Source organism: Ruminococcus sp. AF20-12LB (assembly GCF_003478985.1).
Taxonomy (GTDB): Bacteria; Bacillota; Clostridia; order Lachnospirales; family Lachnospiraceae; genus Blautia_A.
On record NZ_QUGH01000006.1, the window covers coordinates 24420 to 45889 of the forward strand.

At 40.8% G+C, this 21470-nt stretch carries 14 protein-coding genes, 1 pseudogene and 1 riboswitch; of the genes and pseudogenes, 3 read left to right on the plus strand and 12 right to left on the minus strand.

The features are described from left to right. Positions 1–113: 113 nt before the first annotated feature. From DWX61_RS09225 to DWX61_RS18945, 7 genes are all read right to left on the minus strand, one after another. A complete protein-coding gene (locus DWX61_RS09225) occupies positions 114–2945 on the minus strand; it encodes an ATP-binding protein (RefSeq protein WP_118624935.1) in 2832 nt (943 codons plus the stop codon). Between the two features lie 58 nt (positions 2946–3003). Continuing rightward, on the minus strand, positions 3004–5634 hold the full coding sequence (locus tag DWX61_RS09230; RefSeq protein ID WP_118624937.1) for a PAS domain-containing hybrid sensor histidine kinase/response regulator: 2631 nt from the start codon (positions 5632–5634) through the stop codon (positions 3004–3006). Positions 5635–5654: 20 nt separating this feature from the next. Next, complete coding sequence (locus DWX61_RS09235; RefSeq protein WP_118624939.1) at positions 5655–5927, minus strand: PAS domain-containing protein; 273 nt, start codon at positions 5925–5927, stop codon at positions 5655–5657. Between the two features lie 317 nt (positions 5928–6244). Then, on the minus strand, positions 6245–9172 hold the full coding sequence (locus DWX61_RS09245) for a transporter substrate-binding domain-containing protein (RefSeq protein ID WP_270427191.1): 2928 nt from the start codon (positions 9170–9172) through the stop codon (positions 6245–6247). A 42-nt stretch (positions 9173–9214) separates the two neighbouring features. Continuing rightward, on the minus strand, positions 9215–11377 hold the full coding sequence (locus DWX61_RS09255) for an ATP-binding protein (protein ID WP_286188069.1): 2163 nt from the start codon (positions 11375–11377) through the stop codon (positions 9215–9217). A 146-nt stretch (positions 11378–11523) separates the two neighbouring features. Next, positions 11524–13368: an ABC transporter substrate-binding protein gene (locus DWX61_RS09260; protein WP_118624943.1), complete on the minus strand. Its 1845-nt coding sequence runs from the start codon at positions 13366–13368 to the stop codon at positions 11524–11526. A gap of 100 nt (positions 13369–13468) precedes the next feature. Then, a riboswitch (cyclic di-GMP riboswitch) is annotated at positions 13469–13544 on the minus strand. A 144-nt stretch (positions 13545–13688) separates the two neighbouring features. Then, positions 13689–13853, minus strand: a complete 165-nt coding sequence (locus DWX61_RS18945; protein WP_182433975.1) for a hypothetical protein — start codon at positions 13851–13853, stop codon at positions 13689–13691. 208 nt (positions 13854–14061) lie between these two features. Here DWX61_RS18945 and DWX61_RS09265 point away from each other — a divergent pair. Next, a pseudogene (locus DWX61_RS09265) lies at positions 14062–14136 on the plus strand (IS200/IS605 family transposase); the annotation flags it as partial. Positions 14137–14144: 8 nt separating this feature from the next. After that, the gene (locus DWX61_RS09270) at positions 14145–15242 is read left to right on the plus strand and encodes an RNA-guided endonuclease TnpB family protein (protein WP_110102915.1); all 1098 of its coding nucleotides are present in this window, start codon (positions 14145–14147) and stop codon (positions 15240–15242) included. Here the strand turns inward: DWX61_RS09270 and DWX61_RS09275 are convergent. The 5 genes from DWX61_RS09275 to DWX61_RS09295 all read right to left on the minus strand — a co-directional run bounded on the left by DWX61_RS09275 (position 15224) and on the right by DWX61_RS09295 (position 20186). Then, positions 15224–15841 carry an MATE family efflux transporter gene (locus DWX61_RS09275; RefSeq protein WP_502696288.1) on the minus strand — a complete coding sequence of 206 codons (618 nt, stop codon included), beginning with the start codon at positions 15839–15841 and terminating at the stop codon, positions 15224–15226. The two genes, DWX61_RS09270 and DWX61_RS09275, sit on opposite strands and share 19 nt — an antisense overlap. Continuing rightward, positions 15789–16520 carry a response regulator gene (locus DWX61_RS09280; RefSeq protein ID WP_118063965.1) on the minus strand — a complete coding sequence of 244 codons (732 nt, stop codon included), beginning with the start codon at positions 16518–16520 and terminating at the stop codon, positions 15789–15791. The genes DWX61_RS09275 and DWX61_RS09280 overlap by 53 nt, the downstream gene beginning before the upstream one ends. Beyond that, a complete protein-coding gene (locus DWX61_RS09285; protein WP_118512790.1) occupies positions 16513–18096 on the minus strand; it encodes an ATP-binding protein in 1584 nt (527 codons plus the stop codon). Before DWX61_RS09285 ends, DWX61_RS09280 begins: the two co-directional genes overlap by 8 nt. 85 nt (positions 18097–18181) lie before the next feature. Next, entirely contained in the window at positions 18182–18829 is a 648-nt protein-coding gene (locus tag DWX61_RS09290; RefSeq protein WP_118063961.1) for a potassium channel family protein, read from the minus strand. 19 nt (positions 18830–18848) lie between these two features. Beyond that, positions 18849–20186, minus strand: coding sequence for a TrkH family potassium uptake protein (locus DWX61_RS09295; protein ID WP_118624945.1), 1338 nt, complete (start codon positions 20184–20186; stop codon positions 18849–18851). Positions 20187–20492: 306 nt separating this feature from the next. Between DWX61_RS09295 and bioB the strand changes: the two genes are divergently transcribed. After that, positions 20493–21464 (plus strand): biotin synthase BioB, encoded by a 972-nt coding sequence (bioB, locus tag DWX61_RS09300; protein ID WP_118624947.1) that lies wholly within the window; start codon positions 20493–20495, stop codon positions 21462–21464. Positions 21465–21470: the final 6 nt, after the last annotated feature.

Below are 21470 nucleotides of genomic sequence, written 5' to 3' on the forward strand. Positions count from 1 at the left end.
CCCCGGAAAGCCTGTAAAGCAGGCACTTCCGAGATACACAAGACAGGACAAAAATCAACTTGCATTATCAAGAGGTGAGTGCTAATTTCCCGTTCCATTTTTGAACAAACGAGTCATCGTTCTATATATTTTGTGATGACAGATGTTAAAATCTCCATGTCAACCGGCTTCGCCACATGATCATCCATTCCGGCATTCAAAGCAACCTGCACATCCTCTGCAAATGCATTTGCCGTCATTGCAATAATAGGTATTTTCTTTCCATCCGGACGGTCCGGCAGATTTCTGATGGCTTTTGTCGTTTCATATCCATTCATTTCCGGCATCATAATATCCATCAAGATCAGATCAAAAGTCCCCGGATCTGTATTGCAAAACTGTGCCAGGGCTGTTTTCCCATCGGCAGCTCTGGTTACAATCATCCCTTGTTCTTCCAATAGAGATACTGCTATCTCGGCGTTTAAATCATTATCCTCTGCCAGAAGAGCATGCAAACCATGTAGATCCGTATCTTTCTTTAATTTTTCTTTCTCTTCAGTTTCTACATGTTCTGCTATAAGCAGTGGGATTTCTACCGTAAATGTTGAGCCAACACCCTGTCTGCTGCTGACCTCAATTTTTCCACCCATAAGATCTACATATTTCTTAGCGATCGCCATTCCCAGTCCGGTTCCCTTGTAACTGGTTCTTGCTCCATCATTTTCCTGACTGAACTCATCAAATATCCTGTCCAGGAACTCCTCACTCATACCAATTCCGGTATCCGATATACGATAGCGTACAATCACATGGTGTTCATCATTGCCCGGACAGTTTTCTGCAACAAATGAAATGGTACCTCCGTCTTTTGTAAATTTGATTGCATTACTGATGATGTTGAGCAATACTTCCCTGATTCTGAGTTCATCCGCCATCGCATAAGGAGTTTTTAGTTCTTCTCTTGAAACATACAAGTTAAGATCACGGTTTTCTATATATCCCCTTGCAATCGACAAAACAGTATTTATCATATCCCTGAGATCTACCGGTATCGGTTTATATTCCAGTTTACCACTTTCAATGCGGCTGATATCCAGCACATCATTAATAAGCGTCATCAGATATTCTGAACTCTGCCTGATCTTTTTCAGACAGTTCTCCACTTCTTTGTCCGGCTTCCTCTTCATGGCAATATCTGTAAATCCAACAATTGCATTCATCGGTGTCCTGATGTCATGAGACATATGGTTCAGGAACGTTGTTTTTGCAATATTCGCCGCATTTGCATCCTGTGCTTCTTTCAGGGCTTCCATCTGTTTTTTTCTGCTTACTGAAAGGGAATAAACCAGAAGAAGCAGTACAAAAATAATCACAAATGAAACCACGATAGCTAAGCCTGCATACTCCTCAAGGACATCCTGCAAGGTCATTTTCTTTTCTGAAACAGAATTCTGTGCAAGGACCACGCCATTTAAAATATTGGAGGACTGCTCAATTGCTTTATTGATAATGGTAGCTGCTCTTCTGTTTTCTCTCGTCGTGAACATCGCTAATTCCTGCCGTTTTGCCATTTCTGCAAAGGACAGACTTTTGGTCAATGAACTTTCATTAAGAAGATTGATCTTTGAAGATGGAATAACAGTTGCTCCCACTTTTTCATTTGCTACTGCCTCCAGGCATTCTTCCTGTGTGTCATATTGTTTAATTTCTGCATCTGGAAAAAGACGGGACACCATCAATTTAGAATACAGCGAGGTCTCTGTTGCTGCGATTGTAGAGAGACTGTTAGTATATTCATTTCCTTTGTAAATAACAACCGGCGTAATATCAAAGATTTCATCCGTCAAAACTACCTGAAACTGTTCCTGTGTATAAAAATCCTGAATGATAGGACCTGCAATATCTATTTTGCCAGATTGCAATGCCTCATTCATCTCTACTCCCGTGGAACATGGAACTGCCTTGATCGTAATTTTATATTTTTCCTGAACCGTATCCAGAACGGTTCCAAGGATTCCTGTCAGTTTCCCATTTTCTTCACCACAAAAAGGGAGATTACCCTTTAGGTATCCCACACGGATTGTTTTTTCATGTGCATCCAGCCATTGTTTTTCTTCCTTGTTGAGCACATAATTTATAACCGCTTTTCCTTCATAACGAGCATACAGCTTGCTGCTGTAGTCCGTTTCTGTATTGTTGATTTCTTCCATGGCAGAATTTAATTCCTTTAACAGATCCGGTCGGGATTTTGATACACCGAAATAACAGTCACTTACACCGATATTGGCGATTGCAATAAAATCGCTGTTGACAGACAGTGCCGGGACCACAAGTGCATCCAGTTCATCTGCATCCAGTTTTTTTATCATTTCATCATAGCCTTTACAGACAACCACCTCTGCCTGGATCTGATTGCTGTCCAGCCATTTTTCCAGAAGTTCTTTCTGATAACTTCCATCTGCTACACCGATACGACAGCCATTCATCTGCTTTGGATCACCATTCGTAAGATTCGTATGATCTTCCCGGGTATAGATCCAATATCGTTCTGTTCCCTCTGCATAGGTCGAAAAATCGATAGATTCTGCTCTTTCCGGTGTATAACTGACACTTCCAAGTATATCTATTTCTCCATCTGCCAGCATATCCAGACACTCTTTAAATGAGCCATAGACATATTCATACTTCCAGCCGGTTATATAAGAAATCTTCTGAAGATACTCATATCCTGCTCCCTGCTTGTGTTCCCCATAGCCGCCTTCCTGAAAATTGGCATATGGAAAATAGCCAACTCTCACGGTTTTATTTTCTTCTTCCAATGCCTGAGTTGTTTTTCCATCACTTTTTATTTCCGATGCATAAGCAGAAAGCGGTACAAAAAGTAACATGATAAGTACTAAAATGCTCAAACATAATCTTTTTTTCTTGCCTTTTTTTCTTATCCGTTTTTCTATCTTTCTGTTCATTTATTTCCTCTTTATTATCCAGTAAAGCGGACATTCGCAATCCGCTTGCGCTTCTTGCTCATGAACGCAGTCTGTTTGCGCTCATGCTGTTGTTCTTCCCAGTCTGTAAGCTTTCCTGTTTTTTCAATACAGAAAGAATGACCGCTCCCAGTTTTTCAATATCAATGGGTTTTGCAATATGTCCATTCATGCCGGCATCAAACGTCCTTTTCCTGTCTTCTGCAAAGGCATTTGCTGTCATGGCAATGATCGGGATCTCTGCCTTCTTTTTATCATTTAAATGTCGGATACACTGGGCTGCCTGATAGCCATCCATATTTGGCATCTGGATATCCATAAGTATCAGATCATAAGTTCCTGGTGACATCTGCTCTATCCTGTTCACGCACTGAATTCCATCTTCCACACGCTCGATAACAAGCCCGGCTTCTTCCAGAATCGTCACTGCAATTTCCGCATTCAGATCATTATCCTCCGCCAGCAGAACATGCTTTCCACTCAGACTTTCTCTCATACTAGATGTTTTTACTTTTTCTATCCTCTGGCTGTAATATTTCTTGTCCGCTATTTTATGCATCAGTGTAAACGTAAATACGGTTCCTTTTCCCAGTTCACTTTCCACTTCAAGACTGCCGCCCATCAGATCGACCATTTTCTTTACGATTGGCATTCCAAGACCGGTTCCTCTGACTCTTCCAGTGGTTGTATTCCGTTCACGACTGAATGGTTCAAATAATGTTGGAAGATATTCTTTACTCATGCCAATACCGGTATCTTTTATCTCGGATTTTACCTTCATATATCCTTCTCTTTTACATGGCAGTTCTTCTACAGTGATCGTTACATTTCCACCTCTGGGAGTGTATTTTATAGCATTACTGACAAGATTTACATAGATTTCCCTGATTTTTGTACCATCACACAGGATATTTCTATGTGTGACCTTCATGCTGCCGCTTAGATGGATTCCTCTTTCTTCTGCTTCAGATGCAAATGTACTTATGATTTCGTCTACTACCTCACCAACGCTTTCATAATTCTCATCTACTTTTATCTTTCCACTTTCAATCCGGGCCATATCAAGTACATTATTGATGATGGACAATAACAGTTTCCCTGATTGTTCGATTTTCTTCTGATAATCCAGTTGCTTCGGCTCTGTCAGTTGTGATTTCATCAGCTGATTATATCCCAGTATCACATTCATTGGCGTACGGATATCATGGGACATATTATTCAGAAATTCCGTTTTGGCTTTATTGGAATTTTCTGCGGCAGCATATGCTTTTTTCAGCTTTTCTTCCTGCATACGCTCTTTTTTTATCAGACTGTCAATATTTCTTGTTCCGACTACAGCCACCCTTGCTCCGTCTTTTTTCTTTACGTATGCCACTCTTACCTGATGATAAATGATCTCCGTTCCCGACTTAAACTCGTATGTCATGGAATAATCCTCTTTCTGTGAACGCAGAGTTTCCAGACCCAACTGCTTTTCAAATTCTCCGTTGGTGTTATCAGATACCATCGTCTCGGCATAAGAAGGAATTATTTGTGACCATCTGTTATCACATTTTCTGCAGAAATCTGAAATAATCTTTCCATTTTCTTCAGACTCGCGATAAGAAAATACTCGATCTTTATCCAGTTCTACTGCCAGAACAGAAAAATATTCTTTTCCAAGGCCTTCGATAATCTCTCTTTGAAGCTCTATCTCCTGTTCTTTTTTAATGATTTCATCTACAGAACGGAAACCGAGGATGATCTTAAAATGATCTTCCTCATTGGATAAACGTACTGCGTTTGCCAAAAAATGTCTGAAGCCACTCCCATTTGGTATCGTCTTATAATAAATCTCTATACTGTCTGTTTCCTGTAATTCATTCATAAGATACTCCGGCAAAAGTCTTTCCAGATACTCCGGAGCAGATTCTTTGATAAGGACATTTTCGAAAAAATACCGGACTCTCTCCGAATAGCAGTTACTTTCACGAACTAACTTTTGCTTTTCTTCAGGGTCATGGTGCGTAAAGGCATCCCCTTTTACGACTTCAAATGTTTCCTGCCTTAAATCACACAAAAGTACCGTTGTATAATCTCTGGATAAAGCTGATAATATCCGGTTACGTTCGTTCAGAATCTGGTTGCTGTCTTCCAGTTCTTTCTCGTTTTTTTCTTTGCCTTTAACAAAATCCGTAATATCTGTGATATCTCCCTGGAAGAATATCTGATTACCGGATTTCACCAATGTTGTGGCATCTGTGACCCAATGATAGCCATCCTTTCCAAGCAGCCGGTAAATCTGATCCTGTGTAAATCCATGTCCGCATGTATCAAGAATACGGGCGGTATATTTTGCAGAAAGATGCCGGTCATCCGGATGAAGCATATTGTCAAACTTATTATGGAATTCTGTTTTGATCTCTTCTCTGGTCCACCCAAGAATCGCAAGGAACCTGTCACTGATATATATGAATGGATGCCCCTCCTCCAGGGAACATCTGTGATAGCCGCCAGGGATATTATCGATTGTTGCCTGAGACAGTATATTTTGCTCTTCCAGTTTCTTATGCCTTTCCACGAAGGATGTCATATCTTGGCAGGCACTGATAATAGCCAGTTTCCCCTCCTCTGTCCGTATGACTTTTCCTTTATCAACCGTCCAGAACCAGGATCCGTCTTTTCGCGGCATACGATATGTGGTCTCATAGGTTAATCCCTCATAATACTTACCCCCCCCCCGATATCCTTTATGACCTGTTCTCTGTCATCGGGATGAATCGTATTAATAACTTTTCCGTCAATTGCTTCAACCATTTCTTCCACTGCATCGTAACCAAGCATTCGTGCCATTTCTTCATTGGCATAGTAAACCGGAAACTCGTTCTCACAATATCCACCGATCAGTCCCCTGGTTTCCCCCATGATCATAAAATCTGTAAGTAGCTCTTTTTGTACTTTGTCTGATACTATTAACTGTTTCATATTCCTCCCCCAGTATCCTTCAGCCTGATTTTTTGTGCAGATATAGCGATCTAATACCGCCACATAACAAAGGGTATAGCGTAACCATTACTATTACATATTATGTTCGTTATATACGAAAAAAATCTTTCTACAAAAACAGCGAAAGGCGCATATTTATACTATTATACTGCATAAAAGCAACGTAATATGATAAAAATATTATAGCAGACCACTCTACAATTGTCAGCATTTCTTGAGCTTTATGTCTATTATTTACTGAATACTTTTTCTTACTCTTCGATTTCTTTTCCATACTCTTAGGTGCATATTTAATTTCATCCATATACATACCTTAAAATCGTTTTTATAACTTCATCAATCACAATCGGCTTTGACAAATGTGCGTTCATTCCTGCATCCAGTGATGCCTGAACATCTTCTGCAAATGAATTAGCTGTCATTGCTATAATAGGAATATTTTTTCCATCCGGTCTGTCATTCATTGCCCTGATTGCTTTTGCTGCTTCATAACCATTCATTTCAGGCATCATGATATCCATCAGGATTACATCAAATGTGCCTTCCGGATGATTTCTGAAAATCTCAACAGCATTCTTTCCATCCACAGCTCTTTCTACATTCATCCTGAATTCTTCCAACTGCACGGCAGCAATCTCTGCATTCAGTTCATTATCCTCTGCAAGAAGAACATTCACACCTGTAAGATTCACCTTTTCAGAAATACCTGTGTCTGACTTATTACATTCCTTATCTGTAATTTCCAAAGGAATATCCACAGTAAATGTGGTTCCCTCATGCTTTTTACTCTGCACGGAAATGGTCCCACCCATCATATCTACATACTTCTTTACGATAGCCATCCCCAGTCCAACTCCATGGTACTGCGTTCTCACACCGGAATCTTCCTGTGCAAATTCCTCAAAAACTTCTTTTGTAAATTCCTCGCTCATGCCAATACCAGTATCCGAAATGCGGTAACGCATATTTATATATCCATCCCCGCCCTTTTCCTGACACCGAGCTTCAAATGTAATCGTCCCTCCATCCGGAGTGAATTTCACGGCATTGCTCAGAATATTGACCAGCACATCACGCAGGCGTGCAGGATCCGCAAGTACATTTGGAATCTTTGCTTCTTCACGCTGAATCTTAAAGTTGATATCCCTGTTCGTAAGAAAACCTTTTGTAATATTCAATGAAGAATCTGTAATGTTTTTCACATCCGCCGGTACTGGATTATATTTCACTTTTCCACTTTCGATGCGGGTCAGATCTAATACATCATTGATCAGCGACAGTAAATGCTCTGAGCTTTCGTCAATCTTTTCCAGACAATTTTTCACTTCGTCTGACGGATTGTTTTTCATTGCAATACCGGTAAATCCTATGATTGCATTCATCGGTGTCCTCATATCATGGGACATATGTGACAGAAATGCTGTTTTTGCCTTGTTTGCAGCCTGTGCATGCTCTGCCAGTTCCGCCATTTCCTCAGCTTTCTCCTGGGCCTCCTTCTGAGCTTTTTTTCTTGCACTGAGATGCACCATTGTCACAGACATAGCAGTCAGCAGCCATCCAAAAATAAGAAGAACCAAAACAGTAACAACAGGATGCAGACGGATCCAGTCAACAAATATCAGCTCTGTTGCTTTGTATGTGGTATACTGTGCTGCAAGATCTTCAACGAGATTTTGGGGCATGGCATACATTGCTTTCGTCAGAATACCAGCCAGCGCATGGTTCTCAATTGATGAAATTACCATGCGGTAGGTAAATGTAGGTTGTTCCAGAAGAGTATATGTCATGGTGCCCGTAGTGTCACTGTTCACAAACGCCTGTGCCATGTAATAGTAGACGAAGGCAGCATCTGCTTTACCCTCACGGACAGCTTCCATCATTTCCTGTCGGGTACTGCACATCAGTTTTTCTGCACCGGGTGCCATTGCATCTTCAATTGAATTTGATGCTGTCTGGTCAACAGTAGTAACAACATTAATTTTTCCATCAAAGTCACGCCGTGTCACCCTTGCCAGCTGCATCGTAATGAAAGGTGCAGTAATCCCCCATTTTTTCGTCTCAGCATAGTTATCTGTTTCCAGGCGTGCATCGATGCTTATATCTGTGGTTTCCTTATTTTTCTGATAGGCAATATACTCATCTCTGGTGGCAGGTGTAAGAAACTCATAGGAAATCCCGGCATAGTCTGCAATTTTCCGGAAGTAATCCGGGATAATACCCTTCATCTCACCATTTTCATTATAAGAATATGGATAACGGGTCGGATCACACAGAACATGAATCGGGTTGTCCTTGGAATACTGTGAAATAATACTTTTTTCTTTCTCCGTATATTCCAGATTCTTAGTTTCTATGCTTTCATAATTTTTATTATAAAGTGTCGTTTTCCAGTTACCCTCAACTGCATTCATCTGGTCGATTGCATAATTAATCTCATTCAGCAATTCTGTATTACCTTTTTTAACAATGACATAGAAATCGCTACTGTCAAATTTATCCACGATACGCTCATTGTTTGTTTTTCTCAGAGAAGTGGCAGCAATAGCATCAACATTTCCGCTCAGAAGAGCTTCCTCCATCTCTGCTGTCGTATCAAAATAAAATGGATCATATGTAAATCCTTTATTGCCTGCAAAATCCGCAAACTCTTTATCTCGTGAGCTTCCGTTCAAAAGTGCCACACGCATACCGTTGTAAGTACTGTAATTGCCATCCACAATCGTGTTGTTGTCACTGCGGACGGTCAGAATCCCATTATTGGTTCCGATCGGACGTGAAAAATCAAACTTTTCTTCTCTTTCCGGTGTTTTGCGGGCAGATGTTACCATATCAATCTCGCCATCTTCAAGCATCTGCTGCATATCATCCCAGCTCTTATCATATCCGACATATTCGTAATCTACATCCCAATAACGTGCCATCAGCCGAAGAAAATCATAGCCATACCCACTGCGGTTGCCTTCTTCATCCATCACATGATAACCATCCATGGCAAAGAAACCGACTTTGACAGTTTCATGCTGCGAACTGTCCTCGGCTGCATATGCAGTCTGGGGAGAAAATATCATACACACGCATACAAAAACCAGGAACACTGCCACATATTTCTTTGCTCTCAAAATCATATTAAATCTCCTGTCTGTCTGTCTGTCTGTCTGTCTGTCTGTCTGTCTGTCTGTCTGTCTGTCTGTCTGTCTGTCTGTCAAATATATTTCTCTATACATCTCCTTGTCAACTCCCTGGTTTAATAAAATTGCACTGCCGCATCAAATCCATTTGTCACTGTTCAGTGACCTGCGGTTCGGTACCCCCCCACCAGATTTTATGCTTCTGATCGTCTTTTCCAGCACCTTCATCTCAACCGGTTTTGAAATATGTGCAGTCATACCAGCTGCCAGAGAATGCTGAATGTCCTCTGAGAATGCATTGGCAGTCATGGCAATGATCGGAATCTTCTTTGCCAGTTCATGGGAACTTCTGCGAATTGCCTTCGTCGCCTCATAGCCATTCATAACAGGCATCTGCACATCCATCAGTATCATGTCATAATCACCTGGAGCAGACTGTTCAAATGCTTTCAAAATCTCTTCGCCATTTTCACAGATAGTACATTCCGCACCTTCAATCTTTAACAGTTCTGTCAGGATCTCTGCGTTCAGCTCATTATCCTCTGCACACAGGAATCTCATTCCCTGAAGGATATTTCCATCCTGCTCATCTGTTTCTTCTTGTGCTGCCAGAGCGGCCGTTCTATCCTCTGCAATTTTCAGATCCATGAGAATCTCAAAACAGCTTCCCTGTCCCAGTTCACTTTCCACATCAATGGTACCTCCCATTGCCTCAACCAGGTTCTTAGTAATCGCCATTCCAAGTCCGGTTCCCTGTATTTTGTTTGTAAGGGAACTTTCCGCACGGGTAAACGCATCAAAAATTGTATCCTTGAAATCTGACGCCATTCCCATACCATTGTCATAGACTAAAAAGCGGTACTTTGCATAGACAGATGACTTTGTCTCACATTCTTCTACCAGAAGCTGAATTTTTCCACCCTCCTGCGTATATTTTATGGCATTAGACAGCAGATTACTGAAAATCTGCATCAAATGAACCTGATCACCATTCACCCACTCATGGTGAATATTTTCTTTTATGATTGTAAGGGTCTGCTGCTTTTCATATATTTGAGAATGAAATATAGTGTCAAGTTCCTGCATAAATTCCAAAATTGAAAAATCAGAGTACTTAAAAACCGTTTTTCCTGCCTCAATCTTGCTCATATCCAAAACATCATTAATAATTCCTAACAGATGCTGTGATGAAATATCTATTTTATCTGCATACTCTATAACCTTTGCTTTATTACCTGCATCATGTCTGATCAAAGATGTAATACCAATGATTGCATTCATAGGTGTGCGAATATCATGTGACATATTAGACAGGAAATCCGTTTTCGCCTTATTTGCATTTTCAGCTGTCTGTAAAGCCTCTGTTGCAATGTTCTTTGCCTTTTTCAGTTTTTGATTGACTACTTCCATTTCCTTCATTGTTTGTAAATGAAGTTCATTATTTCTTTTTTCATATTCTGCTTTTTGATCTGCAAGACTAAGTCTGGAAATACTGTAGAATAATCCGGCAAAAAGTAAAAGTATAGAACCTGCCATGAGTATTGTTGTAAACAGCACCGTTTTCTGGTAATCCATCAGCACATTGTCAACAACTCCCTTCGCCACAATGCATACCAAAATGGTGTTGTTGCTTTCTATCGGGCAATACCCCAGATAATAGGGGTTCTGTTTTCCCAAAAGTGCAACTCCGGATTCTCTGTTATCAAACTTCTTTTTGAACAAATCAGCTTCCTCTTCTGTAACAGCCTGTTCCCCTTTTAAATGTTTTAACAAAGAATAATTACGCAGGTATTTATCACCACTCTGGTTCGTATACGTAATATTTCCGTCATGATCCAACATGAACAAATATGCATTCCCATCATAACCTTTCAGTTTTAACATGGAATCCAGTTTCGAATGATCATACACAGTTCCAATTGCCGTATAAGTTTCCCCATCGATCGTATATTCCTGACATGGGATCGCAACCAGATAACCGTCTTTTTTCTTCTGATCATAATCAAGACGCACCAGTTTTCCAATATTGTATCCATTCTTTAAGTCCAGCAGAAGTTTACTTGGCATATCAATCCGCATTTTTGTTCCACCTGCTGATATTGCCTGACCATTCTCCTGAATGAATATAAGGGTACTTTCCGATTCTTTTTCCCATGCCTCAAAGAAACTTTTGTTCACATCCGTTTCAAGAGACAGCTCCCTCTCATGAAGTAAAAATTCCTCAACCAACTGCAGCTGGCTGTAGTATCCACTCACCTGAAGATCATAGGTCTGCTGTATCTGTTCAACAACAGCTCCCATACTGCTTTTTCCGTTTTCGCTGATATACTTCTTAGACTTACTTATCAGATACTTGATACAACCTAAGCTTAAAAGAATAATAAGTAGTATAAGCAACAGCCTTGTTATTTTTTTTCTTTTATTTACCGTTTGTTCTATCTCCACTTTTACTGTTCAACCTCTATATAGTCTTCCGGTGCTGACGGCTGCTGTCCTTTTGACATTGCTTCGATCCATGCACTTGATAATGTTGTCTCTTTAAGCTGCTCAATCTCACATTTCGAATTTATTTTTTTCAATACAGACATTGTGGTGTCTGTAAGAAGAATAGAGTATTCCTTTTCTTTGTCTATTTTCTTATCGTTAACTGTTAAGTCCTTTAACGAAAATCCACTTTCCTCTTGATTGACGATCATTTTCATACCGGATGCAATTGGTAATTCGTATTTATTGGTTACGTAAAAATTCTCATCCGCATCGGCGAGATAATTTTCCACGAGTTCACAAACCTGTTTACCATTGATTTTTGCAACATATAATGCTGTATCTGAACTCTTCGCTGTCATCATGCCAACCCGGCTGCTGGTGCATTCTCCTTTGTACATAGAGGAAGTGAAATAATAATATGGTGCCAGCGCCAGCTGTGCATCATTTTCTTCTCTGATCGTAGTTAAAATGGAAGATGCTGCATCACGGCCATTTCTATCGTTCAGTGAAATGGAATATTCATTTTCAAAATTCACCGTTGCTTTTTCTTCTGGATCTTTACGATTTATTGCACTGCGAAAAGTATCATAAGCCTGTGTTTCATCCATTTCTCCTGACAGTAATCCGTGAACAGCCTCAAGACTTGCATCAAATGATTTTTGAGCGGAATACCGGATATAAACAGCATTATTATTAATTTCCTCTTCCAGTCCAGGCACATCCTGCATCATGGTTGGAACATCTGTATTCAATGAAATAACACCGCTTCCATCCGCAATCAGCTTTTGCCCCTCTTCTGAAATCATACAATCCAGCACATCCAGTGCAGTATCCAGTTTCTCCCGGTCTTTTTCCAGGTTTTTGTTAAATGCAATGTTTAAGGACGGAGTCATGTACACATAGGATTCATCCGATGTCTGTGAAAAGTAAGGAATACGGATCAGATCCGCATCCATCTGTTTCTGCAGCTGCTGCATAACCGTCGGATGTCCATGAAACATTGCTGATTTTCCCTCGACAAACATCTGGGTTCCTGTATTGATGTCAATATTGATATCTTCTTTACCAAAGTGCGAGTCCTTAAGAAACTGACTGGTTTCTGAAAAAATACGTTTCCATAATGTATCATCAAACTTTACTTCATCCGCTGCAGTCTCTGCACCGTTTCGCCATTCAATACCATCCAGGCTTGTAAACTCACCGATTGCCGCTGCCTGGATGATTTCATTATTAGACCAGTCTTCACCAATATCCATGGAATACGGTTTTATGCCATTATCATAAAACTGCTGACAGGCCTGTACATATTCCTCATAATTTTCTGGAATCTTTACGCCATACTGATCAAACAGTGTTTTGTTGGCAATGATCGTCTGCGGAATACCACAGATTGGCAGCCACTGGATTTCATCCTCCGCATTCTTATAATATTGCACCGCATAAGAATAGTACTTGGAAACAACATCATAAGAAGCAAAATCCATAAGATAAGGCTGTAAGTCCTGTGCATCTGTTCCAGAGAATCGACGTACTGTTATGATATCCGGTAATTCATCATGTTCTTTAAAATAACTGTATAAATCAGTATCATTGTTACCAATAATAAATTCAATATCCTGATCTGGGAACTGTTCATGGATATAGGGTGCAATATTTTTCATCAAACGATTTTCCCATAGATAAACGGTAAGATGATCATCATTTTTAGATACCTCTTTCTTTGACTGTCCACATCCAGACAAGACAGCAGTTGCTACAAGTACACCTGACACCACTGCTGTCAGACAACTTTTTACCTTTTTCATACTTTTATTTTCCTTATTCTTTCCTGATAAAATCATTATTGTTACGTCTATGAAATAACATCGTTAAAAAAGCACTGTCAGACAGACAGTGCACCTCATTTCATGCAACTGGCTGCCATTTTACAGGCCCTGTAGCTTTGCGTCCCAGACTTTCATCTGGTTTGCCGATTTCCTTATTATAGCTTTAATCTTATGCCCAAAATTGATTTTATTATACTTTAACGTTCAATTATACACAAGAAAAATTTACCGTTTTAGCACCCGAAAAACAAAAAAGAACAGCCGATACATATACTCGAACTGTTCTTCTACTTTTGAAGTCAATGAAGCATTGACATTACTGTTTCCTGCCCATTTGTATTCAGATCATTCCATATCCTTAAAACTTCCTCCCGCTCTTCTGTCAGATCTTCCATATACTTCTGATACTCTTCATTACCTTTTCCTTGCTGATAACTGATCCAACTTTCATCTGTCAATTTCATTTCATTCTGCATTTTTAACAAATGTAGCAAGAATTCTCCCACCTCTTCAGGTGGTGAGATGAATTGCACATCTGGGCATATCTGCTCAAAAAATCCCTATAGTACAAAAGAAACACTTGTTCTCCATCCCCTGATGTAGTATACTAAAAAAGAACAATTAGTTCATAAATACATATCAGTCGATAAAAGAAAATGAATGATAAATATAATGGAATTAGACAATAATTCCCATTCAGTATTTCTACTATACTATCACCTGGTGATGGTTATAAAATACAGAAGGTGAGAAGAATGAACCGCGCCGTAAAAATAAGGATCTATCCAAATAAAGAGCAGAAAGTCCAGATAGAGAAAACAATCGGCTGCAGCCGCTTTATCTATAACCAGATGCTCGCGGACAAGATCAGCTATTACCAGAAAGAAAAAAAGATGCTCCGGAACACACCGGCCGGATATAAGAAGGAATATCCCTGGCTGAAGGAGGTAGACTCCCTTGCCCTGGCGAATGTGCAGCTGCATCTGGAAAGTGCGTTCCGGAAGTTCTTCCGGGAACCATCCTGCGGATTTCCACGTTATAAATCAAAGAAGCATACAAGAAATTCGTATACGACCAATGCAGTAAACGGGAATATCCTTTTGCAGGATAGCCATCTGAAGCTTCCGAAGATGGCTGCCATAAAGATAAAACTCCACCGGCAGATTCCGTCAGACTGGAAGCTGAGATCCGTAACTGTGAGCCGTGAGCCATCCGGGAAATATTTTGCAAGTCTTTTGTTCTGCTGTGAGAACCAAACCGTGGAAAAAAGACCGGCAGAGAGATTTCTTGGGATCGATTTTGCCATGCAGGGAATGTGTGTATTTTCTACAGGAGAAAGAGCTGGGTATCCTATGTTTTACAGAAAAGCAGAGAAAAAACTTGCAAGGGAACAGAGAAAGCTCTCCCACTGTGAAAAAGGAAGCCGGAACTATCAGAAACAGAAGAAACGGGTAGCTTTATGTCATGAAAAGATAAAGAACCAGAGAAAAGATTTCCAGCATAAGCTCAGCAGGGAGCTTGCTGAAAGATATGATGCAGTATGCGTGGAAGATCTGAACCTGAAGGGAATGTCCGGAGGCCTGCATCTTGGGAAAGGCGTGCAGGATAACGGGTACGGGCAGTTTCTGTCCATGCTTGGATACAAGCTGGAAGAGCGCGGAAAACATCTTATAAAAGTAGACCGTTATTTTGCATCCAGCAAGATCTGCAGTGTATGCGGACATAAGAAAAAGGAACTAGCATTGTCGGATAGAATGTATGTCTGTGAATGTGGAAACAGGATGGACCGGGATGTGAATGCAGCAGTCAACATCCGGGAAGAAGGAAAAAGGATCTATAAAGAATGTGCCTGACGGCACAAGAAAAAAATCCGTAACCGGATAAACATAAAAAACAAAACCGCAGGACACGCGGGGATAGCCTGTTTTAGCTTTGCCCTAAAGGGCAATCGAGCAGGAAGCCCCCACTTCAAAATCGTAAGATTTAAGTGGTGGGAGCATGTCACTTTGATATGAAAAATGAGCAGTAATACTGCTGATGCTACCTGTCCAATTACAGTTGCGTAGGCTGCGCCTTTCACTCCCATTTCCGGGCAAGGTCCAATACCGTAGATCATGATCGGATCAAGGATGATATTTACAACCGCTCCAACCACCTGACCAATTGTGGAATAAAGAGAACGGCCTGTTGCCTGGAGTAACTTTTCAAATAGAGAAAAGAAAATAATACCAAAAGAAATTACGCAACATATCCTCAGATAGCTGACCCCCATCTCAAGTACTTCTGTATCTACTGTCTGCGATGAAATATATGCTTTCACCCCAAAGATACCAAACAATAAGCAAACCGCATAAATGATCACTCCCAGAAACAGACTGCTTCCGTCAGCCCCTCCGACTTCATAAAGAAGAGTTCGTTTCCTGCTCAGGTTTCTCGATTCTGAGCATGCGATATCCGATTCCTATGTGTGTCTGGATATATTGTACACCGTTTTTTTCAGGCTCCAGTTTTTTCCGCAGTGTTGCCATAAAGACCCTGAGAGAAGCAACATCGTTTTCCGAGCAGCGTCCCCATATCTGCTGAGTAATATATGTATGTGTCAATACTTTTCCAATATTACGGGATAAAAGGCAGAGCAGCTTATACTCAATGGGCGTCAGATGCAGTTCTCTATCCTTCAGGAATGTGCAGCCAGCCGTGTAATCTATCTTTAATCCACCATTTTCAAAAACAGATGTTTCCGGCTGTTTTCCTGCCTGCGTTATGGCAAGCCGCCTTTGACTGACACGGATACGCGCAAGTAATTCTTCTACTGAAAATGGTTTTGTGATATAATCATCTGCACCCGCATCCAGTGCCTCTATTTTGTCCATATCTTCACTTCTGGCACTGATCACGATAATAGGCATATTCGACCAGGTACGGATTTTCTTTATTACCTCTACTCCTTCCATATCAGGAAGACCAAGATCCAGAAGAACGATATCCGGATTATGTGATGAAGCCTCCAGAATGGCTGAAGCCCCATTTTCTGCAGCCAGATATTTATAGTCATGTGTTTTTAATGTGGTAACGATCAGGTTCCGTATGGGTCTGTCATCCTCAACCACCAGAATTAATGTCTTATTCATTTAATGTCACCTCGCTTAATGGTAAAGTAAAAGTAAAATTACATCCATGCGGAGCATGATCCGAAAGAACCAGGGTTCCATCGTGAGCTTCTATGATAGAGCGGCAAAGTGCCAGGCCAAGCCCCAGACTCCGTTGGCTGTCTGCAACGGTTGTTTTTCCTGTATAAAACATCTCAAAAATATGTGGCTTCATTTCATCCGGAATTCCGGGGCCGTTATCTTCCACGCTTATCTGTGCTTTCCCGGCTTTTTTAACCCCCCGAATGCTGATGACAGAGCCTGACGGCGTATATTTTATCGCATTATCGATCAAATTTACCAGAACCTGTATAATAAGATGCACGTCCATACGTGTAAGAACAAGTTCTTCACAGTCCGCCACGATCTTATACTCATCATGTTTCCGGCTGATATGTCGGAGTGACTCTGCTATTACCTCATCCAAAAGCTGATCCGTAAATTTAAACTTCAATCTTCCATCATTGATCCTGGTGATTGAAAGCAGGTTTTCCACAACTCCGATCAGCCACTCTGCATCATCATGAATGTCCGTGTAAATCTGATACTTTGTAGCTTCATCCAGACGGTCACTGTTACTGAGAAGCATATCTGCATTTCCTGAAATGGAACAAAGCGGCGTACGCAGATCATGGGAGATTGCCCGAAGAAGATCGCCACGCAGCTGCTCATTTTTTGCTAAAACCGCATTTCTCTCTTTTTCTATGGCATTTTGTACATTCTCCATTGCAAGTGCACATTCATTTATTACAGACAGCAGGATGCTGTATTCAAAAGAGTCCAGTGTTTCTTTTTGCAGAGGGATCCCAATTACGCCATAAACATTATTTCCGCTTCGGATTGCCAGATATAAGCATTTTGCCTGTGAAAAATGCTGCGTGGATGCGCCGGCACGCTGTCTGTTTTCATAAGTCCATCTGGCCGCCTGTTGTTCTTCCTGTGTCAGAAAATCCTCTGTGCTTTCTTTTTCCCCGGAAAAAAGCTTTCCTTCTGATAAAGTTCCATTTTCCACAACATATGCCGTGATGCTGCGGTTTAACAGACGTATCAGTTGTGTACAGGTAACTCCGAGGATTTCTGTCTCACTTTTTGCCTTTTGCAGCAAACGATCCGTATCAAACAGAACCTGTGCACGAAAGGCAAGCTGTGAAGACAGCTTTGCATGCATTTTCAGCTTTGCCGCAAGGGTTCCTGTAAGTACGGACAAAATAAGCATTATGAAAAATGTCACCGGATATCCCACCGCATATGTCTCAAAAGACATCCTTGGCTCCGTCAGGAAAAAGCAAAATAAGAATACACTTAAAAAGGATCCGGCTACACTGCAAAGATAACCATCTGTCACGATCGAAGTTATCAATACGCCCAGAATGTATATCGTTACAATATTTGTATCTGTAAGATCCAGTTTCTGAAACAACAGGCCAATCAAAGTGCATACTGCAAATATAAAAACCGTCAGCAAGTAATCTTTTGCGGACGGTTTTTCCACATACCATGCAAATGGCCGTTTCGGATAGGTTCTGTTTTTTACTGTATCCTCCATTTTCAAGCTCATTCTGTCATTCTCCTTCTGCTACTGTTTTCTGGAATTATATCACGCAGCTGTTCTGTGGTCAAAATTTTTTCTTCATGGCAATGAGCTATATGCGGAAGCACTTCTGAAGAGCTCTGTACTCTCCTAATACCAGTAATTTATCATTCTCTGCAAAATACGTTTCCGGAGAAATTGCAATACTGAATTCCTCTTCATTTTTTACTGCCAGGATATTAATATTGTAGCGTTTTCTGATGTCAAGTCCACCCACTGTTTTTCCAACCCATTCTTCCGGCACTTCCACTTCAAAAATTGCATGGGAAGCGTCCACCTCCATATAATCCAGGATATGATCATCTGTATAACGGATGGATGCCCATTTTGCCACCTGCTTTTCCGGATAAACTACCTTATCGGCACCATTGCGTAAAAGAAATTTTTCCTGAACATCACGTTCAGCTCTGGATATCACCAATTTTGCGCCCAGTTCTTTTAGAAGGGATGTTGTTTCAAGAGAATTTTGAAAGCTGTCTCCAATGGTCACAAAACAAATGTCGTAGTTTCCAATTCCAAGGGACTGTAAAAATTCAGCATTGGTACTGTCACCAATCTGAGCATTCGTCACAAACGACAGTACTTTGTCCACTCTTTCTTCCTTCCAGTCAACTGCCATAACTTCATGTCCCAGCTGATTGAGCTGCATGGCAATATGTATTCCAAACCTTCCAAGTCCAATAATCAATACATTTTTCATAATATTATTTTTCTCCTTCTTATCCAACTGTGATTTTTTCCAGAGGAAGCTTTGCATTTCCCTTATTTCTTCCGGAAAATACCGCATAGATCAGGGTCAGACCACCTACACGTCCCAAGTACATCAGTATGATCAACACGACTTGTGAAAAAATATGAAGTTCCGGTGTAATTCCCAGAGTCAGACCTACCGTACCAACAGCTGAAGCAGCTTCGTACAGACAATCTAAAAGTGGAAGGCCTTCGTACACACTGATCGCTATTCCGCCGCCAAAGAACAAGGCAAAATATAACATGGCGATTGTCGCTGCATTTTTTATCACATGATATTCAAGTCTTCGACCAAAAGCCCCTGCATTTTCCTGACTTCGAAATGTCGCAATTGCATTTAAAATAAGTACTGAAAAAGTTGTTGTTTTCATTCCACCTGCTGTAGATCCCGGTGAACCACCAATTAGCATTAACAATATCATAACTGCTTTTGATGCCTCACTCATCTCTGAAATGTTTATAGTATTAAATCCGGCAGTTCTTGTCGTTACCGATTGAAACGCTGCTGCCAACAGGCGTTTTCCCATGGGTAATTTTGTCAGATCACAGATATAGAAAAAAACTGCCGGAAATAAGATCAGACATGCGGTAGTCATGAGAATGATCTTGCTTTGCATGCGGTAGCGTTTAAAGTTCAGTTTATTTGTATAAATATCATCCCATGTGAGAAAACCTATTCCCCCTGTAATGATCAACAGCATAATTACCAGATTTATAAGTATATTTCCGGAATACCCTGTCAGCGATGGAAAGATACTGGAAGCTGTCCCCAGAATATCAAAGCCGGCATTACAAAAAGCAGAGATTGAATGAAAAATTGACATCCAGATTCCCTTTTTCCCAAAATCCACCAGAAAAACCGGCAGAAGCAGCAACGCCCCCGCTGCTTCGATCAAAAATGTTCCCCTCAAAATAAACTTTGTTAGTCTGACGATTCCTCCGACTTTTGGAGCTGAAATTGCATCCTGCATGGTGCTTCTTTGCATGAGGGATATTTTCTTTCCGGAAAGAAGGGAAACAGACGCAGCCACAGTCACTACTCCAAGCCCACCTGTTTGTATGAGTGCAAGAATGATCGTCTGGCCTGCCAGGGACCAGTAGCTTCCAGTGTCCTTTACCACAAGACCTGTAACACATACCGCCGAAGTGGCTGTAAAAAGTGCCTCATGAAATGGTGTGATCACTTTCTCCGTAGAAGAAAATGGAAGCATCAGCAGAACGGTTCCCAAAAGGATCACTCCTGCAAACCCCATGATAATCAGCTGAAAAGATGTCATATGTTTTTTCTTATATGATTTTTCCGGCATAAATGATCAGAACTCCTTATCAATACTTTTAACAGTGCTATCCTCGTAATGCATTTTATTATATATAACTACTTTCAAAGATAGTATAAAAGTCTCTGCTTTCGTATTAAGATTTTATAAAGATATGATATTGAATTGAGAATTATTTTAACCGAATCAAGGAAATTACCTGCTTTGATAAGTCTAAGCAATACCTTAATACTACAGTTTTTAATTGTAAACTCATTCTATATTTATAGTTGACAATAGATATTTCTATGTGATAAAGTGATACCCGTACAAAAAAATCAAAAGGAAGGTATTGACATGAACACTGCAGCATGCGAAAAAGAAGCTCCATCGCTTTCCAGAGATGAAGCCATTGCAATTTTAGATACTCCGGACGAAAAACTTGAGGCACTGATCGACCGTGCCAGCAGTTTACGTTACAAATATAAGGGAAACCGGGTAAGCATCCACATCCTTACCAATGCCCGCAGCGGTAACTGTTCCCAGGATTGTGCCTACTGTGCCCAGTCATGTCGTTCCACTGCCGATATTGATAAATACAAATGGGTAGATGAAGACAAATTATATCAGGACAATGATTTTGTAAATGATTATCATTTATCCAGACATTGTATCGGACTGAGTGGTATGAAATTTACAGATAAAGAAATCGAGGAGCTGGCCCGCAGGATCCGCAAAATGAAAGAACACGGAACTCATCTCTGCTGCTCCATAGGCTTTCTCACAGAGCACCAGGCAAAAATGCTCAAAGAGGCTGGTCTTGACCGGATCAATCATAACCTGAACAGCAGCCGTTCCTTTTATCATAATATCTGCAGTACACATACCTTTGACCAGCGTGTCCGGAATATCCATATGCTTCAGGGACTTGGTTTCGAGATCTGCAGCGGCGGTATCATTGGCATGGGTGAAAGCAAGGCGGACGTTGTTGACATGCTTCTGGAATTACGTGAGATCCAGCCGGAAGCACTGCCGATCAACTTTCTTCTTCCGATCAAGGGAACTCCTCTCGGAAATGCAGATATTTCCCAGCTGACAACAGAATACTGCATGAAAGTCCTCTGCCTGGCAAGACTTCTTGTACCTAAAGCAGATATCCGATGTGCTGCCGGAAGAGAAGTTTATTTTAAAGGCGAAGAAAAAAAACTGCTCAGTGTTGTGGATTCTATTTTTGCTTCCGGTTATCTTACAGAAGGTGGCCAGGGAATCGAAGATACTCTGAAAACCATTACAGATGCAGGATTCACCTATGAGATCGAATCTGCGTAAGCATCC

What these genes read in the sequence shown, in the direction of transcription:
- DWX61_RS09260 (WP_118624943.1), bottom strand. Translation starts at nt 13,368, where the DNA reads ATGAAAAAGGTAAAAAGTTGTCTGACAGCAGTGGTGTCAGGTGTACTT.
- DWX61_RS09285 (WP_118512790.1), bottom strand. Translation starts at nt 18,096, where the DNA reads ATGAGCTTGAAAATGGAGGATACAGTAAAAAACAGAACCTATCCGAAA.
- bioB (WP_118624947.1), top strand. Translation starts at nt 20,493, where the DNA reads ATGAACACTGCAGCATGCGAAAAAGAAGCTCCATCGCTTTCCAGAGAT.
- DWX61_RS18945 (WP_182433975.1), bottom strand. Translation starts at nt 13,853, where the DNA reads ATGAAATTGACAGATGAAAGTTGGATCAGTTATCAGCAAGGAAAAGGT.
- DWX61_RS09295 (WP_118624945.1), bottom strand. Translation starts at nt 20,186, where the DNA reads ATGCCGGAAAAATCATATAAGAAAAAACATATGACATCTTTTCAGCTG.
- DWX61_RS09245 (WP_270427191.1), bottom strand. Translation starts at nt 9,172, where the DNA reads ATGTATAGAGAAATATATTTGACAGACAGACAGACAGACAGACAGACA.
- DWX61_RS09290 (WP_118063961.1), bottom strand. Translation starts at nt 18,829, where the DNA reads ATGAAAAATGTATTGATTATTGGACTTGGAAGGTTTGGAATACATATT.
- DWX61_RS09280 (WP_118063965.1), bottom strand. Translation starts at nt 16,520, where the DNA reads ATGAATAAGACATTAATTCTGGTGGTTGAGGATGACAGACCCATACGG.
- DWX61_RS09255 (WP_286188069.1), bottom strand. Translation starts at nt 11,377, where the DNA reads ATGGGAGCTGTTGTTGAACAGATACAGCAGACCTATGATCTTCAGGTG.
- DWX61_RS09230 (WP_118624937.1), bottom strand. Translation starts at nt 5,634, where the DNA reads ATGCCGCGAAAAGACGGATCCTGGTTCTGGACGGTTGATAAAGGAAAA.
- DWX61_RS09270 (WP_110102915.1), top strand. Translation starts at nt 14,145, where the DNA reads ATGAACCGCGCCGTAAAAATAAGGATCTATCCAAATAAAGAGCAGAAA.
- DWX61_RS09235 (WP_118624939.1), bottom strand. Translation starts at nt 5,927, where the DNA reads ATGAAACAGTTAATAGTATCAGACAAAGTACAAAAAGAGCTACTTACA.
- DWX61_RS09225 (WP_118624935.1), bottom strand. Translation starts at nt 2,945, where the DNA reads ATGAACAGAAAGATAGAAAAACGGATAAGAAAAAAAGGCAAGAAAAAA.